Below are 14,378 nucleotides of genomic sequence, written 5' to 3' on the forward strand. Positions count from 1 at the left end.
TCGCGCTGGACGCCCTTGGTAGGGCGTTCAGCCGGACGATGCGGCGGGCGGACGATCGTCACACCTGGTCATCGGCACCCTCCACGTCTCACGTGAGCTGTCGGCGGACCGCTCACATGCGAGTGACGCCACGCAACCACACCGGGCGTGTCTGCGCGTATCGACGCAGGAGAACATGGGCTACGTGTTGGTGACGGTGCGTTCGAGCGCGTCGCAGAATGCGCCGAAGTCGTCGCGGAGCGTTTCCGGGATGCGTCCGAGGTGCGCGCGCAGCGCGTCCACGACCGCTGCGGGTTGGACAGGTGTGCTGCCCCGCCACGAGTCGATCCAGGTGCCGCCGGTGACCTGTGCTCGCATTTCATCGAGCGCGTCCCTCGCGATGCGTTCCGGAAGGGTCACCAGTAGCGATACCCAGCGGTCGGTCTGGAAGTCGGTCAAGCCGATCAGTCCGTACCCGCTGGGTCGGCCCGCTCGCGACGCACACCGGCGGCACCGAGCCCGCCGTCACCTGTACGCCGAACCCCGCCTACGTGGCAACGACCCCGACGCTCGCCGCGATGACGACCAAGGCGATCGACCTCCTCAAGGGCGACAGGAAGGGTTTCTTCCTGCAGGTCGAGGGCGCCAGCATCGACAAGCAGGACCACGCCGCCAACCCCTGCGGGCAGATCGGCGAGACCGTCGACCTGGACGAGGCCGTGCAGGCCGCGCTGACCTTCGCGAAGAAGGACGGCAACACCCTGGTCATCGTCACAGCGGACCACGCGCACTCGAGCCAGATCGTCTACCCGAACACCACGACGCCCGGCCTGACCCGGACGCTGCTCACGGCCGACGGCAAGCCGATGACCGTCGGCTACGGCACCGGGGACACGGGCGAGTCGCAGGACCACACCGGCTCCCAGGTGCGCGTCGCCGCCTACGGCCCCCGGGCAGCGAACGTCTCCGGGCTCACGGACCAGACCGACCTGTTCTTCACCATCCGTGACGCCCTCCGGCTCGACCCGGCAGCGCCGTCACCGGCCGCGCCGGCGATCCAGAACGTCAACGTCACCGAGGGAGCGGTCCTCAAGGGTCGCCAGACCGTCAAGGTCACGCTCGACACCGAGCCGCGCTACACGTACATCGAGCTCAACCAGGGCGGCACCTGGATCACCGACAACACCAAGGCACCCGGCAGCAGCCAGGCCGGCAAGAAGCCCACGCTCGTGCTGGACACCCGCGACTACCCCAACGGGTCCTACACGCTCAAGATCGACGCCGTCGGCATCGATGGTCAGACGACCGAGAAGCTGGTCGCGATCACCATCGCCAACCGCTGAGCCTGCACCGTGCGAACGACGCACCCGAGACCTGGGTGCGTCGTTAGCGTGAGGGAACTGATCCGCGGACGTCATCGACGATCCCTCGGCACGGTCAGGAGCGGGGCGCGTACATGATGACGGCGACGCCCAGCAGGCAGATGGCGGCGCCGATGATGTCCCAGCGGTCGGGCTGGAACTTGTCGACGGCCATGCCCCAGGCCAGGGAGCCCGCGACGAAGATCCCGCCGTAAGCGGCCAGGATGCGTCCGAAGTTCGCGTCGGGCTGCAGGGTGGCGAAGAACCCGTAGGCACCGAGCGCGAGGACGCCGGCGCCGACCCAGAGCACGCCGCGGTGCTCGCGCACTCCTTGCCAGATGAGCCAGGCGCCACCGATCTCGGCGACGGCCGCGACGGCGAACAGGAGCAGGGATCGCAGCAGGGTCATGGGAGCAGTCTCGCGCGGGTCATCTCGCGGCCGCGGCACGCTCCATCGGCAGACCGGCGGCGAACCAGTCGGCCTTCCCACCGACGTAGACGCGCACGTCGGTGTAGCCGGCTCGGCTCAGCGCCGCGGCGGTGACCGTGGAGCGACTACAGCCAGGCCCGGAGCAGTAGACGACGACGGTGCGGTGAGGGTCGGGTGCGATGCGGGCTGCGTCGTTGGCGGTCAGCTCGCCGGGGATGTTGATCGCTCCGGGCAGGTGTTCGGCGGCGTAGTGGGCCGCGGGCAAGGCCTCGAGGAGGGTGACGGTGTCTGCGCTCATCGCGCGCAGCAGGTGCTCGCGGGAGATGACGGTGGGCATGTCCTGCTCCTCTGGGGTGGTCGCGTCAGCAGCCGCCGCCGCACCCGCAGCCGGTGTCGCATGCGGTCGACGCCGCGGCAGCTCGGCGCCGGCGCACCCACACCGCGGCCCCGACCAGCGCCCCGACGAGGAGAACGACTCCGAGGGCGACCGCCTCTCCGCCGGCAAGGAATGCCCCGACTCCTGCGGCGAGTCCGCCGGCGGCGATCAGCGGCAGCGAGCACGCGACCGCGCAGGCCACGGCGATGCCGATCCCGGCCAGGAGACCCTTCTTCTTGGCACCGGTCGCGGGGGTGCTTGTCGTCTCATCGTGCGTGGTCGGGGTGCTCATGGGTTTCTCCTTGGTGGTGTTGGGCACGGGTGATCGCGGCCGGAACCCGTTCGGGTGCCGGTCGAGCGCTGGGGCAGGTTCAGGCGGCGGTGCCGAACATGGCCGCGACGACGTCGGCGGCGTCCTGCGGTGCCTGGACCTCGAGGCGGACCTGGCCGGTGGTCATCGTCAGGGTGAAGGTGAAGAAGGTGCAGCAGTCCTGCTCGGCGGCGGCAAGCCGGGCGACCTCCGCGACCAGCTCGGGCGAGGCCGCGAACTGCAGGGCAACTCCGCCGGTGATCGACTCACGGCTCACTGCCCGGGCGACCAGCGCCTGCCACTCGGAGATGCGGTCCGGCACCGAGCCGGCGTCCAGGGAGCACGCGATCACCGGCCCGTCCGGCGCAGCCACGACCGGAGCGCGAGTCAGCGGGACGAACGTGCGTCGGTCGGCCAGCGGCTCAGGCGCCGCGGTCGCGCACGGGCACCCGTCCCGGCAGGGGCCCGAGGTCGGTGCGCCCGCGAGTCGGACGGAGACGGTCTGCAGCTCAGCCGCCAGCGCGACCAGTTCCCCGATGCGGGTCTGGGTCTCGGCCAGGCGCACGGCGACCATCTCGACGACGTGGTGTGCAACGACGGAGCAGTCCTCGACGTCGTAGGCCTTCACGAGCTCGGCGACGTCGGCCAGCGGGATGCCGAGGTTCTTGGTCGCGGTGATGAACCGCAGCCGGGCGAGGTTGGTCGATCAGACCGATGTCCTCGTAGTAGCGCAAAGTCGTGGCCGGCACCCCGACCAGCTCTGCGACCTCAGCGATGCGGTAGCTCATGCCGTGACGGTAAACCTTCGATCCGAGTCGAAGGTCAAGCCCTACGAGCATCCGGTGCTAGGAGACGTCCGGCGCGGGGGTCAGCGATACCACTTCTCGGCGATCGACGAGAGGGTGGACGGGAACGCGCGGTCTCCGAGCCCGTAGAACTGCTGGAAGCTCATGATCAGGGGACGCCAGCGGTCGGGGTCGATGCGGTTCGCAGTGCCCGCGAGCTTCAAGGACTCATCGACGTGCACGCGCGTTACTGCGAGTTCGACGGCGGCGGCGCCTCCCTCATCGCCGCCCAGCATGTAGATGTCGGCGACCGTCGCTTCGAGGTGAACGGGGCATTCTGCGACTCGGGAGGGGGCCACGGTCGTCGACGAGACGGCAGTGAGTCCAGCGCGGCCGAACTTGTCGGGCTCGTAGCGGTAGCCCACGGCAAGCTTGCGGTCCGAGACGGGGCTCTGCCCAGTGGTGAGCGCCAGGCGGTCGACGGCGGCGACCTGATCTACCGAGGGCAGGTTGAGCACGCACTCCCGGGTGTCGGTGAGGTTCTGCATCGTGCGTGAGCGGCGGCCGATGCCTATCACCGCGGTGTGTCCCAGCCAGAAGATCGAGGAGATCGGCGCAAGGTTGGGCCGACCGTCTGCGCCGACCGTGCTGACCAGGACTACGGGCGTGCCGAAGTAGAGGATCGACGGGTCGATCGAGACGTGAGTGGTCACAGTGCCTCCGATTTCCAGGTGCGGGCGCGAATGCGCCCGCACCTGGAAGACGCCTCGGCTGGCTCGATTGTGAGGAGCGGGTACGCCCGGCGCCGTCGAAGGACGTGCTCCCTAGCTGGGCAGGACGTCGTCAGGCATGCAGGCCGGCTGGTGTGGGGTCTTCGCGCCATAGTCGGGCGGTCAGCTGGTCGACGAGCTGGTCGAGGGCGGGCTCGTCGCCGCCGCTCCACTGGTCGATGATGCGGCGGAGCTCGACGCGCTCGTGCTCCCGGACCTGGTCCGCGACCGCGTGGCCGGCGTCGGTCGGGCGCACGGTCCCGGTGTCGATGGTGACCAGGTCCCGGTCGCGCAGCGCCTCGGCCGCTGCGACCACGCGGTCGCGCTCGACGCCGGACCTCTCGGTCATCGCGTCGATCGTGCGTGAGCCCTCGGCGGTCACGCGGGCGAGCATCCAGCACTGCCCCGGGGTGAGGCCGATGTCGAGGTCGCGGGTGAGGATCGTGTACGCGCGCAGCGGGTCCTGGTGGCCGACCTCGCGCCACAGCAGCAGCCGGAGCTCCTCGAACGACGTCCGGCTGGACGGGAGCGCGAAGACCTCGCCCTGCTCGGGGCGGCTGGCGGCGGTGCGCAGGGTGACCTCGGGGATGAGCCAGGCCAGCACGAACGCGAGCGCGCCTACCGGGACGGCGTACAGGAAGATCGTGTGGATGGCGTCGGAGTAGCCGTCGAGGAACCAGTTCTGCACGTCGGGCGGGCACGACGCCAGCGCCGCGGACGTCGCACTGAGCGCAGGACCCGCGCACTCGCCGACGGCGCCGGCCGGTGGTGCCGCGGCCAGGTTGGACGTGAGGTTGGCGTTGAAGACCGTGCCGAACACGGCGACCCCGACGCAGCTGCCGATGGTCCGGAAGAACGTCGCGCCGCTCGTACCGACCCCCAGGTCGCGGTACTCGACGGCGTTCTGCACGGCGAGCACGAGCACCTGCATGACCATGCCGAGCCCGGCGCCGAGCACGAACATGGACAGGCCGGACTGCACCGACGTGGTCTCCCGTCCCATGAGGGAGAGCAGGTAGAGGCCGACGGTGAAGATGGCGGAGCCGAGGATCGGGAAGACCTTGTACCGGCCGGTGCGGCTGATGATCTGGCCGCTGGCGATCGACGTGATGAGCAGCCCGACCATCATCGGGATCATCTGCAGCCCGGAGCCCGTGGGTGTCGCGCCCTGCACCTGCTGGAGGTAGAGCGGGAGGTAGGTGATGGAGCCGAACATCGCGAAGCCGACGACGAACCCGACGACCGCGGTGGTGGAGAACACCCTGTTGGTGAAGAGCCGCAGCGGCATGACCGGCTCGGGGACGCGCGCCTCGACGAACCCGAACGCGACCACGGCCACGACGGCGAGCACCGACAGCCCGATGACCTGGACCGAGCCCCAGTCCCAGCTGGTCCCGCCCAGGCTGGTGACGAGCACGATGCAGGTGGCGACGGTGGCCAGCAGCGTGATTCCCCAGACGTCGATCTTCGGTGACGTCCGAGCCTTCGTCACCGGGAGGACCGCCGCCACCACGACCAGGGCGAGCGCGCCGATCGGGAGGTTCACGTAGAAGACCCAGCGCCAGGACAGGTGGTCGACGAAGAAGCCGCCGAGCAACGGCCCAGCCACGCTGGACAGCCCGAAGACCGCGCCGAACGCGCCCTGGTACCGGCCGCGGTCCCGGGGCGGGACCACGTCGCCGATGATCGCCTGCGCCAGGACCATCAGCCCGCCGCCGCCTACCCCCTGGACCGCACGCCAGGCGATGAGCTGCCCCATCGTCTGCGACGTGCCGGCGAGCGCGGAGCCGACGAGGAAGATGACGATGCAGGTGATGAAGAGGATCTTGCGGCCGTAGAGGTCGCCGAGCTTGCCCCACAGCGGCGTCGTGGCCGTGGACGCGAGCATGTACGCGGTGACCACCCAGGACAGGTGCTCGGCGCCGCCCAGGTCCCGGACGATGGTCGGCAGGGCGGTCGCGACGATCGTCTGGTCGAGCGCGGCCAGGAGCATCGCGAGCATCAGCCCGCCGAAGATCGCCCAGATCGCACGCTTCGACAGGTCCTGCTCGACCGGTGGTGCCCCCTGCTGCGCGGCCATGAGCCCCCCTCGCCCCACTCGGCATCGTCGACCCGTTGCCCGAGGCGCGCAAGATGAGGCGACCGCGTCGGGTTGGTTACGACAGCGGCAGGAGGCCGCGCTGCCCGAACACCTTCTTTGCGACGAACGTGGCGTTCAGTGCGCGAGGGAATCCGCAGTAGACCGCCGAGTGCAGCAGCGCCTCGATGATCTGCTCCGGCGTGAGGCCAACGTTCAGGGCCGCGTTGACGTGAACCTCCAGCTGCGGCTCGCAACCGCCGAGGGCGGTCAGCATCCCCAGCGTGACGAGCTGCCGATCGCGCGGCTCGAGGCCGGGGCGGGCGTAGATCTCGCCGAAACCCCAGGCAACCACCTGGTGTCCGAGTTCCGGGGCTACGTCCTGCAGGGCGTCGATCACGTTGGCGCCAGCGGTACCGTCTACGGCGTCCAGGACCTCGCGCCCGCGGTCGTACCGCTCGTCACGGGTCAAGGCTTCGGTCATCGGAATCGCTCCTTCAGTTGATGCACGTGCTACCAGGCGTGTGTGACGACAGGTTTCACCTGCGGTGGTGGCGGTCCATCGAGACCAGACCGTCCGGCAGGCTGCGTCACGGCTCGCACGCGGTCGCTTGTCACCGAGGCTAGGAACTAGAGCGCACTCGAAGTCAAACTCCATCTCGCGGGTCGGCGCGGCTCGAGATCCTCAGAGTCGTTGCGAGACAAAGCTCACGACGTGCCTGGTGAGCTGCACGCGGTGGTCGGAGAGGGAATGGTCGGTGGCGAACAAGGCGTGCTGAAGTCGGATGTGCCCCTGGCTGAACGCCTCGACGAGGGGCAGATGATGAATCCCTGCGCGCGTGACGGGATCACAGCTCGTGCCGATGAGGAGTACATCCCGGTCGGCGAGATCGGCGGCCAGCGCTCGAAGGGACCAGGTCTGTCCCGCGGCTTGCATCTCCCGGGCGAGGGTGGCTCCGTCGGTGCCGGTGAGCACCGGGGTCTCAAGCTCGAAGGCCTCTACATAGTCGTGATGCAGGGCGGGGTCGGCAGCGATCGCCGCTGCGACCGCGCCGAAGTCGAAGCCTGCGATCGACGCGGTCACGCGTACGGCGGGTTCCTGGGCGGCGGCCATGAGCGCGAGGAAGCCCCCCAGGCTGTGTCCGACGACAGCCACCCTCGTGGAGTCCAGCCCCGGCGACGTCTCGAGCTCGCCGCTCAGTAGCTGGGCCAGCACCTCCCGAGTGTCTGCCAGCGCGTTGGCCCATGACCACGTGCCGGGCATGCCCCAGCAACCGCGGTAGTGGAACACGAGCGTGGCAACTCCGGCCCGGCGCAGCGCCTGCGCGATGTCGAAGTTTCGCTCCCACCCCGGAAAGCCGTGCAAGAGCAGTGTGACGGGGTGCGGGCCGTCTCCGGGCGGGAGGTGGAGCACTCCATGAAGTGATTCGCCGGCGCTCGTGAGCACGACATGCTGCGTGGAGGCTGGTGTCCCGCCCGTCGGAGGGGGGTCGTTGCTGAGGTAGTCCGGCATTCCTGCTCCCTAGATGGTACCGATCGGTATCATCAAATCATGTGGAGCAGCAGTTCGGGAGCACAACGACGGTCGTCAGGAGTTAATCCCGAGGGCGTCGTCGAGCATCGCCGCAGCGGCGGCGCGCGCGTCGGCGCCCGCTGTCGAGCGATCGCCTTCGAGGAAAGCGACGGTAGTGGCGCCCTCGATCAGAAGGAGCAGCTGGCGCGACAGGCGGTTCGCCCGGTCCGCCTTCACACCTGCCTCGATGGCGCGACTGCGCAGGAGCTCGCGATAGCGCTGCAGGTGCAGCCGCCCGATCTCGCCGAGCTCGAGCTCACCGTCGCCGCGCGCGTCGGTCACGGCGTTCACGATCGTGCAGCCGCGGTAGCCAGGCTGCGCGTACCACTCCATGAGGAGGTCGAACACGGACAGGACGCGGTCAGCGCCGCCCGGCGCATCCGCGGTCTCGCGACGCAGCCAGTCATGGATCCGCTCGGACCGCTGGCCGACCACGCTGGCAGCCAGGTCGTGCTTGGACGAGAAGTAGCGATACAGGCTCAACTTCGAAGCGCCCGCCTCGGCCGCGATCTCATTGACCCCCACCGCGTGGATCGAGTGCCCAGCGAACAGGCGGTCTGCTGTGTCGAGTAGCCGCTGTCGCGTTTCGGCCGGGTCGATCCGTGCCCCTTTGGCCACGGGCATGGTGTCCTCCTGGGCTGCTCCGACGTGAGTACCGGTCTGTCTCATCATCGCAGCGTCGTGGCACCTGGCCCCGCGCCCACAGCGAAGCTGTGGTTCGTCGTCTTCCTTGCGTACCTGGCGTTGGGCGGCACCGTGCAGCTTCTGCCGGCCTCGCTCGGATCTCGTTTCGGCTCCAGCACGGCGTTCATCGGCCTCGCCGTGGGGATCGCCTTCGGGGCTACCGCGCTGTGCCGACCGATCGCCGGATGGGCGAGCGACGCCGGCGCGGGTAAGCAGGTGGTTGTCCTCGGTGCCGTGCTGACATCCGCTGGCGCCATCGGCCAGGCGCTGGCAGTCGCGGAGTGGCAGGTGCTGGCCGCGAGGATCGTGATGGGCGCGGGCGAGGCCGCGGTGTTCTCCGGTGCCTTGCCGTGGGTGCTCCATCGTGCGCCGAAAGAACGGCGCGGCAGCATCTCGGGAATCTTCGGCATGTCGATGTGGTCGGGTCTCGCTGCAGGACCGCTGATCGTGGGGTTGGCGCTGCACGCCGGGGAGCGGCTCGCTTGGGTCAGCGTCGCATTCCTCGGTCTCGCGAGTGCGGGGGTCGCGATCGCCACTCCCCGGGCGGGTGCGATCGACCTTCCACACCTTCGGATGCGATCCCTGTGGCCGCGCCGCGTCGGCGCCCCTGCCGTGCTGTTCGGCCTTGCCGCCTATGGCTACGGCACGATCTCAGCGGTGTTGGTGCTGTACCTCTCGGAGCGCGTCGGCGGGGCTCACCTCGGTCTGACCGTCTTCGCTGCTGCGTTCCTCGTCGCGCGGGCCGCAGGAAGCCGGGCCGTTGATCGCTATGGTGCCCACGCGGTTGCGGTCGGGACCCTTGTCGTGGAGGCCGCCGGCTTCGCAGTCCTGATCACGGCCAGCGGCGTGGTCGGAGCGCTGACCGGTGTCGCGCTCGTGGGCGCGGGCTGCAGCCTCGCCTTTCCGGCGACGGTCGGCATCACGCTCGCCCGAGCCGGCGATCGCTCGCCGGGTGTGGCGGTTGCGGCCGTCACCTCGTTCTGGGACGCCGGAGTGCTCGCCGCGGGGGTTGCTGGAGGACTGCTGGTGGTGCTGGTCGACTACGAGGCCGCGTTCGTCGCAGCGTTGCTCGCATCCTTGCTCGCCTTGGTAGCTGCGATCGTGCTCCGGCGAGCGAGGAGCGAAGGCTGAGTTGGCGGTGGTCGATCGGCGCGGCGGGTGCGTCCCGGTTCCGAGCACCGCGACGACTACGCCGGCGCCCTGGTGGCTCAGGACGACCGTGCCCGACACGAGCGCACGTGAAGTCCGGAGCGCCGTGACCGTGGGTCAAGTCCTTCCTTCTCACGTAGCCGCCCCGATCGGACCGGCCGATCGGGGCGGCAGAACGTGCTGAATCGTTGACCAGGTCAGCAGACTCCCGCTGCCCCGGCAGAGGCTAGGTCGAGCAACAGCCGCCCCCTACGCGGACGCGACTGCGGCGGCAGGAGCTCGCGGTGCGTCGATGCGGCTGCGGCTGCCGTAGAGCCGGGCGGCCAGCGCGGTCGTCCACGTCAGTGCAATGAGGCCGGTCACGGCGAGCTGGATGCTCGCATAGTCGGGCGAGCTGGGTAGCACCAGGAGGATCGTCGTGATGCCGCTCAGGACGGCGCGCAGAGGGGCGTGAGCGCGGATGGCATGCACCGTGGCAGCGCCGGTCGCGACGGCGAGCCCGAAGAAGGCCATGACAGCGGCTGCGATATGCACCGTGCCATGCCACGACATGGGCCCGATGCCATCCGGTGCGCCTGCCGGAAACCCCTTCGCCGGATCGGTGGGGAACAGCCCGGCGACGACGAAGCCGAGACCGAACACGAGCAGGCCGCTCGCGATGGTCCGGCGGCCGGCGACGCGGCTGCCGGAGTGGAGTACCGCGAGGCCGAGTGCCGCCACACCCAGCCCGGTGGCGACGAACGTGAGCATCTGGACCCAGCCCAGGTCGCCCGTGGACAGCTGGCTGAGGGCGTGCCGGCGTAGGTCGAACCCGTCACGGAGGACGCCTTGGAGGATCGCTGAGGCGAAGAACAGGGGCCCGGCGACCATCCCCGCGATGAGTAGCCGGCGGTCGTTCGAGCGTGCTGTGGTGCGTTCGGCCGTGCCGGTCATGGCTGAGGTCTTCCGTTCTGTCGCAGAGTGATGGGGATGGGAGGGGCGGTGACGCGGCTCGGCTGGTTGCCTGATGTGGCAGTCCCACCCGAGGCGAGTGCAGCTAGGCGCCAGGCGTGTCTCCGTCGAGCTGCTGGTCCCGTGCGGCCTTTCCGTCGAGCCAGAGAGTCTCGGACTCGTCGCGGTGCCCGCCGTCGGTGCCGACGTGCTTGCTGCTGATCGTCGGGCCCTTCTTGATGACGTGGACGAGTGCCATCGCGTGCCCGCGGCCGAGGCCGTAGTCGGTGGCGAGCCACTGGACGATCTCGCCAGCCTTGACCGACGGGCCGTCGAACCCGCGGTTCTTGGCCTCCTCGACGAGCTGGCGGGGCGTCTTTCCGGTCTTGACCTCGATGGTGTCGAGGTACGCCTGGAACGACATGGCGGTGTTCCTTTCTGCGGGGTTGGCCGAGTGCTGGGCAGCGCTCGGTGAGTCCTCTCGGACGATGACGTCCAAGCAGGGATCCAGATGTGGTCCGCGGCCGTCAGCCGGTGCTCGAGACGGCCAGCCCTAGCCGTGCGAGGTGCCAGGGCGGTGGACGGTGAGCTGGACGCCGCGTTCGAGCGTGCGCGACTCGAGGAGCGTGAGGTCGACGCGGGGCCCGGCGTACGTGTCGAACAAGCGTCGTCCTGCGCCGAGGACGACCGGGTGGCTGAGGATGCGGAGCTCGTCGAGCAGGTCGGCTGCGATCAGGGACTCGACGAGCCGGATGCTGCCGGCGACCGTGATGCGACCTTCCCCGCTCTCCTTCAACGCGGCGATCTCGTCGAATCCGACCACCTTCGTGTTGTGCCAGGTCGGTGAGCCGAGCGTGCTCGAGACGACGATCTTCTGCATCGAGTTGAGCTGGCGGGCGAGGGGCACGTCATCGCCGCGGTGGGGCCACGAGTCTGCGAACACCTCGTACGTGCGGCGGCCCAGCAGGAGGGCAGAGGCACCGCCCTGCTCCCGCGCCACCTCGGCGAGCATCTCCCCCCCGACCCAGCCGAAGTGCCACGTCTCGGGAGACTCGACGACCAGATCGAGACTCGCAAACAGCTCGGCCGTGATGGTCCTGGTCATCTCAGGCGCTCACCGCGATCGACCGGAGGACGGGCGCGACGGCGTCGGCCGGAAGCTGGTGGTCCCCGCCGGGGACGACGATCAGCCCTGCTCCGGGCACCATCTCCGCGAACGCCACTGCGCCGGAGCGGATCGACGGGAACGTCGTTTCGCCGACCAGAACCGTGACGGGGACGGAGATCGGCGCGTACCGCTGGAGCGCGTCGGCCCTGCCACCCATGGTGTCGCCCATGATTCGTGCGTCGTAGCGCAGCGTGCCGGCGAACGGCTCGACGGCGGCCATGAACGGCGACGCCATCATCTGGTCGACCATCTCCGCAGGGAGTCCGACGGCTTCGAGCGAGAAGTACCGAAGGGCGCCGAGCCGGTCCCCGTCGGCTGCGAACGCGTCGAGCCGCGCAATGTAGTCCGCGGGGATCGGCGGACGGCGGTCGTCGACGATGAATGGCGGTTCGAAGGCGGCGACCGCTGCGACCGGCACACCCGCGAGGGCAGCTTCGAGCGCGAGGACCGCACCGGAGGACTCGCCGAGCAGGATCGCGCTCCCGCCGAGGTGATCGACGAGTACGGCGATGTCCTCGATCTCGCGCTCGACGGCGTACGTCTCGGCGTCGGCGCTCTCGCCGCGACCGCGCCGGTCGTAGGTGAGTACACGCAGTCCGGTCGCGGCGAGCGCCTCGGCGCTTTGGGAGATGGCGCGGTACGCCGTCGCGCCGTGCACGAGGATCACCACGGGGGCATCCGCCGGCCCGAGATCGTCGAACGCGAGGAGAGTGCCGTCGGCGGTGTAGAGGAACTGGGTCATGAGAGAGATCCCTTCAACGAGGTGATGCGGTGACGTGATGTGCCTGTCACGACAGGGCTGTGCCCTTCTGCGGGGATGAGGGAGCGGGTCAGCGCGGCGGCGGAGATCCCTCCTGGACCATGACGTCCGATGCGTGGATGCAGATCATCCGCAGGGCGCCGCTGCCGGAGTTCACGAAGCTGTGCCACACCCCCGCCGGCACGACTGCGCAGTCGTCGGCCTCTGCGACGAGGTCGTGCCCGTCGATCGTGATGGTCGCCTGGCCCTCGAGAACGACCCACGTCTCGGTGTAGGGGTGGCGGTGCCGACCAGGGCCTTGGCCCGGCTCGTTGTCGATGAGGAAGAACGAGACGCCCGAACCGTGCGCCCGGCCCTCGAATCGAGCGGTCCGCGAGTCCGGCCGACGGAGGTCAGACACATGCACCACCTGCGGGACGGTCCCCCTCGTGTCCCGCAGCACTTCCAGTTCCGGTGAACCGTTCATTCGGCAACTCCTTGAGTCCATCGCTTCCACAGCCAGGCTGTGACGACACGATACGTATCGTGTGGCAGACACTAAGACGGCTGCGCTCGAGGTGTCAACACGACACGTTTCGTATCGTCAACTACACTGGTCCCGTGCCCGCAGCGAAGTCCGTCCCCAACGCGCAGCGTCGAAGCCTGGAGGCCCGGCGCGCGATCTTGGACGCCGCCATCTCCCTCATCAGCGAGCGCGGGTACGCCAACGTGACGATCGAGGCGATCGCGGCAGCTGCGGGCGTGGGGAAGACCACGATCTACCGGTGGTGGCCGTCCAAGGGGGATCTGTCGCTGGAGGCGATCAACGACCGCGTCGGCGAAGCCATCGACTTCCCCGACACCGGCGATGTCGAGGCAGATCTTCGTCATCAGCTGCTCGAGGTTGCCCGGGTGCTCGATGGTGAGATCGGAGTCGTCTTCCGCGGGGTCGTCGCAGAGGCTCAGAGCACGCCGAGCGTCGGCGCCGCGCTGCTGGACTCGATCATCGAACCCAGGACCCAAGCCTGCGAAGCACGGCTCGCCAAGGCGGTCGGCGACGGACAGCTCCGCCCCGACGTCGGCACGCGAATGATGGTCGAGCTGATCTATGCGCCGCTTTACTACCGGCTCTTGTTCCGTGTCGGCCCACTCCGCTCCAAGGACATCGAGCTCCTGCTGGACTACACCCTGTCGGGCCTTCGCCCCGTCCCAGCAGGCCAGTGAGCGTCACCCCGACGCTCTCGGGTCACGCGCCAGGCCCGGGCGGGAGAGCGTCGGGGTGCGGGTCGGTCAGGACCAGGTCATGTTGATCGCTCGCTGGAAGTTGACGTAGCCCGCACGTGCGAAGGCCTGTGCCATCGGGACGTTGCCCAGGTCCGTCGACGCCCGGATCCGCGGGACATCCTGGCCGGCAAGGATCCGCGTACCTTCGCTCAGCAGGTCGTCGATGTAGCCGTGGCCCCGGTGCGCGGGCAGGACGCCGACGTAGGCGATGATCGCGTGGTAGGTGTTCCGGGCCGGGACGACGAAACCGACCGGTTCGCCATCCTCGAGCTCGCCCACCTGCCACCACTCCCGCGGGCTGGAGAACCCGGCGAACTCGTCGTCGAAGTGCTTGGCGGCGACGTCCGCAGGCGACATCATCTCGAGGTCGGCCTGGCTGTGAGCGTCGAGCGTTCCCTGCAGGACCGGCTCCATCAGCGCCACCAGCTCGTCACGATCGCGCACCGACCGGAACCGCAGACGCCCGCTCGGGACCGGAACCGGGGACCCGGCCCGCCACTCCAGGCGAAGACGTTCGACGAGCGGCGTCGCACCGAGTCCCTCGAGGACGGACATGCGCGACTCGACGACGCGGCGCGCGGCTGGGTCGTCGCGCGCGGCCAGCGCGGTCCGCAGGAGGCGCGTGCCGATCTCGATGGCCGCGTCCCGGTCCAGGGTGTCGTCGAGGTCGAAGAAGTCCAGGACGTCCGGCGCCGCTGCTCCCGGTCGACCCCACCACGAGGCGCGGGCAAGGAGGCGGTCGTCGCGAACGGCGACCCACATC

The 14,378-nt window shown here is 69.4% G+C and carries 19 protein-coding genes and 1 pseudogene; 3 read left to right on the forward strand and 17 right to left on the reverse strand.

Annotated elements, in window-relative coordinates; translation table 11 throughout:
* Window positions 1-180: 180 nt before the first annotated feature.
* The gene (locus ASF78_RS22580; RefSeq protein WP_162243333.1) at window positions 181-438 is read right to left on the reverse strand and encodes a hypothetical protein; all 258 of its coding nucleotides are present in this window, start codon (window positions 436-438) and stop codon (window positions 181-183) included.
* A 92-nt stretch (window positions 439-530) separates the two neighbouring features.
* Here ASF78_RS22580 and ASF78_RS07915 point away from each other — a divergent pair, with 92 nt between their 5' ends.
* The gene (locus tag ASF78_RS07915; protein ID WP_369816309.1) at window positions 531-1,322 is read left to right on the forward strand and encodes an alkaline phosphatase; all 792 of its coding nucleotides are present in this window, start codon (window positions 531-533) and stop codon (window positions 1,320-1,322) included.
* Between the two features lie 94 nt (window positions 1,323-1,416).
* Here ASF78_RS07915 and ASF78_RS07920 read toward each other — a convergent pair whose 3' ends face one another.
* From ASF78_RS07920 to ASF78_RS07960, 10 genes and pseudogenes are all read right to left on the reverse strand, one after another.
* Entirely contained in the window at window positions 1,417-1,749 is a 333-nt protein-coding gene (locus ASF78_RS07920) for a YnfA family protein (RefSeq protein WP_056586488.1), read from the reverse strand.
* A 19-nt stretch (window positions 1,750-1,768) separates the two neighbouring features.
* On the reverse strand, window positions 1,769-2,107 hold the full coding sequence (locus tag ASF78_RS07925) for a rhodanese-like domain-containing protein (RefSeq protein WP_056586490.1): 339 nt from the start codon (window positions 2,105-2,107) through the stop codon (window positions 1,769-1,771).
* Window positions 2,108-2,132: 25 nt separating this feature from the next.
* On the reverse strand, window positions 2,133-2,438 hold the full coding sequence (locus tag ASF78_RS07930) for a hypothetical protein (protein ID WP_056586493.1): 306 nt from the start codon (window positions 2,436-2,438) through the stop codon (window positions 2,133-2,135).
* A gap of 79 nt (window positions 2,439-2,517) precedes the next feature.
* Window positions 2,518-3,144: a MerR family DNA-binding protein gene (locus ASF78_RS22585; protein ID WP_255354803.1), complete on the reverse strand. Its 627-nt coding sequence runs from the start codon at window positions 3,142-3,144 to the stop codon at window positions 2,518-2,520.
* Between the two features lie 7 nt (window positions 3,145-3,151).
* Window positions 3,152-3,295: pseudogene (locus ASF78_RS23375) on the reverse strand (MerR family DNA-binding transcriptional regulator); the annotation flags it as partial.
* Window positions 3,296-3,324: 29 nt separating this feature from the next.
* Window positions 3,325-3,954 carry a flavin reductase family protein gene (locus ASF78_RS07940; RefSeq protein ID WP_235518440.1) on the reverse strand — a complete coding sequence of 210 codons (630 nt, stop codon included), beginning with the start codon at window positions 3,952-3,954 and terminating at the stop codon, window positions 3,325-3,327.
* 130 nt (window positions 3,955-4,084) lie between these two features.
* Entirely contained in the window at window positions 4,085-6,091 is a 2,007-nt protein-coding gene (locus ASF78_RS07945) for an MFS transporter (protein WP_056586497.1), read from the reverse strand.
* 76 nt (window positions 6,092-6,167) lie between these two features.
* Entirely contained in the window at window positions 6,168-6,572 is a 405-nt protein-coding gene (locus tag ASF78_RS07950; protein ID WP_056586499.1) for a carboxymuconolactone decarboxylase family protein, read from the reverse strand.
* A 201-nt stretch (window positions 6,573-6,773) separates the two neighbouring features.
* The gene (locus tag ASF78_RS07955; RefSeq protein WP_056586502.1) at window positions 6,774-7,601 is read right to left on the reverse strand and encodes a S9 family peptidase; all 828 of its coding nucleotides are present in this window, start codon (window positions 7,599-7,601) and stop codon (window positions 6,774-6,776) included.
* Window positions 7,602-7,676: 75 nt separating this feature from the next.
* Entirely contained in the window at window positions 7,677-8,285 is a 609-nt protein-coding gene (locus ASF78_RS07960) for a TetR/AcrR family transcriptional regulator (protein ID WP_056586505.1), read from the reverse strand.
* A gap of 24 nt (window positions 8,286-8,309) precedes the next feature.
* Between ASF78_RS07960 and ASF78_RS07965 the strand changes: the two genes are divergently transcribed.
* Window positions 8,310-9,476 (forward strand): MFS transporter, encoded by a 1,167-nt coding sequence (locus tag ASF78_RS07965; RefSeq protein ID WP_056586508.1) that lies wholly within the window; start codon window positions 8,310-8,312, stop codon window positions 9,474-9,476.
* Between the two features lie 267 nt (window positions 9,477-9,743).
* On the opposite strand, the gene ASF78_RS07970 is transcribed toward ASF78_RS07965, so the two are convergent.
* From ASF78_RS07970 to ASF78_RS07990, 5 genes are all read right to left on the reverse strand, one after another.
* Window positions 9,744-10,427 carry a DUF998 domain-containing protein gene (locus ASF78_RS07970; RefSeq protein ID WP_082494856.1) on the reverse strand — a complete coding sequence of 228 codons (684 nt, stop codon included), beginning with the start codon at window positions 10,425-10,427 and terminating at the stop codon, window positions 9,744-9,746.
* Between the two features lie 103 nt (window positions 10,428-10,530).
* On the reverse strand, window positions 10,531-10,848 hold the full coding sequence (locus tag ASF78_RS07975) for a DUF4287 domain-containing protein (protein WP_056586510.1): 318 nt from the start codon (window positions 10,846-10,848) through the stop codon (window positions 10,531-10,533).
* 129 nt (window positions 10,849-10,977) lie between these two features.
* A complete protein-coding gene (locus ASF78_RS07980; RefSeq protein ID WP_056586513.1) occupies window positions 10,978-11,529 on the reverse strand; it encodes a dihydrofolate reductase family protein in 552 nt (183 codons plus the stop codon).
* 1 nt (window position 11,530) lies between these two features.
* A complete protein-coding gene (locus ASF78_RS07985; RefSeq protein WP_056586518.1) occupies window positions 11,531-12,334 on the reverse strand; it encodes an alpha/beta fold hydrolase in 804 nt (267 codons plus the stop codon).
* Between the two features lie 88 nt (window positions 12,335-12,422).
* Window positions 12,423-12,752, reverse strand: a complete 330-nt coding sequence (locus ASF78_RS07990) for a cupin domain-containing protein (protein ID WP_235518443.1) — start codon at window positions 12,750-12,752, stop codon at window positions 12,423-12,425.
* Between the two features lie 200 nt (window positions 12,753-12,952).
* Between ASF78_RS07990 and ASF78_RS07995 the strand changes: the two genes are divergently transcribed.
* Window positions 12,953-13,555: a TetR/AcrR family transcriptional regulator gene (locus ASF78_RS07995; protein WP_056586524.1), complete on the forward strand. Its 603-nt coding sequence runs from the start codon at window positions 12,953-12,955 to the stop codon at window positions 13,553-13,555.
* Between the two features lie 66 nt (window positions 13,556-13,621).
* Here the strand turns inward: ASF78_RS07995 and ASF78_RS08000 are convergent, their stop codons facing one another.
* Entirely contained in the window at window positions 13,622-14,377 is a 756-nt protein-coding gene (locus ASF78_RS08000) for a GNAT family N-acetyltransferase (RefSeq protein ID WP_200940527.1), read from the reverse strand.
* Window position 14,378: the final 1 nt, after the last annotated feature.

The sequence above is a fragment of the Cellulomonas sp. Leaf334 genome (genome assembly GCF_001424195.1).
Classification (GTDB): Bacteria; Actinomycetota; Actinomycetes; order Actinomycetales; family Cellulomonadaceae; genus Cellulomonas.

What these genes read in the sequence shown, in the direction of transcription:
- ASF78_RS07960 (WP_056586505.1), bottom strand. Translation starts at nt 8,285, where the DNA reads ATGCCCGTGGCCAAAGGGGCACGGATCGACCCGGCCGAAACGCGACAG.
- ASF78_RS07950 (WP_056586499.1), bottom strand. Translation starts at nt 6,572, where the DNA reads ATGACCGAAGCCTTGACCCGTGACGAGCGGTACGACCGCGGGCGCGAG.
- ASF78_RS07985 (WP_056586518.1), bottom strand. Translation starts at nt 12,334, where the DNA reads ATGACCCAGTTCCTCTACACCGCCGACGGCACTCTCCTCGCGTTCGAC.
- ASF78_RS08000 (WP_200940527.1), bottom strand. Translation starts at nt 14,377, where the DNA reads ATGTGGGTCGCCGTTCGCGACGACCGCCTCCTTGCCCGCGCCTCGTGG.
- ASF78_RS07975 (WP_056586510.1), bottom strand. Translation starts at nt 10,848, where the DNA reads ATGTCGTTCCAGGCGTACCTCGACACCATCGAGGTCAAGACCGGAAAG.
- ASF78_RS07970 (WP_082494856.1), bottom strand. Translation starts at nt 10,427, where the DNA reads ATGACCGGCACGGCCGAACGCACCACAGCACGCTCGAACGACCGCCGG.
- ASF78_RS07980 (WP_056586513.1), bottom strand. Translation starts at nt 11,529, where the DNA reads ATGACCAGGACCATCACGGCCGAGCTGTTTGCGAGTCTCGATCTGGTC.
- ASF78_RS07945 (WP_056586497.1), bottom strand. Translation starts at nt 6,091, where the DNA reads ATGGCCGCGCAGCAGGGGGCACCACCGGTCGAGCAGGACCTGTCGAAG.
- ASF78_RS07925 (WP_056586490.1), bottom strand. Translation starts at nt 2,107, where the DNA reads ATGCCCACCGTCATCTCCCGCGAGCACCTGCTGCGCGCGATGAGCGCA.
- ASF78_RS07930 (WP_056586493.1), bottom strand. Translation starts at nt 2,438, where the DNA reads ATGAGCACCCCGACCACGCACGATGAGACGACAAGCACCCCCGCGACC.
- ASF78_RS07955 (WP_056586502.1), bottom strand. Translation starts at nt 7,601, where the DNA reads ATGCCGGACTACCTCAGCAACGACCCCCCTCCGACGGGCGGGACACCA.
- ASF78_RS07920 (WP_056586488.1), bottom strand. Translation starts at nt 1,749, where the DNA reads ATGACCCTGCTGCGATCCCTGCTCCTGTTCGCCGTCGCGGCCGTCGCC.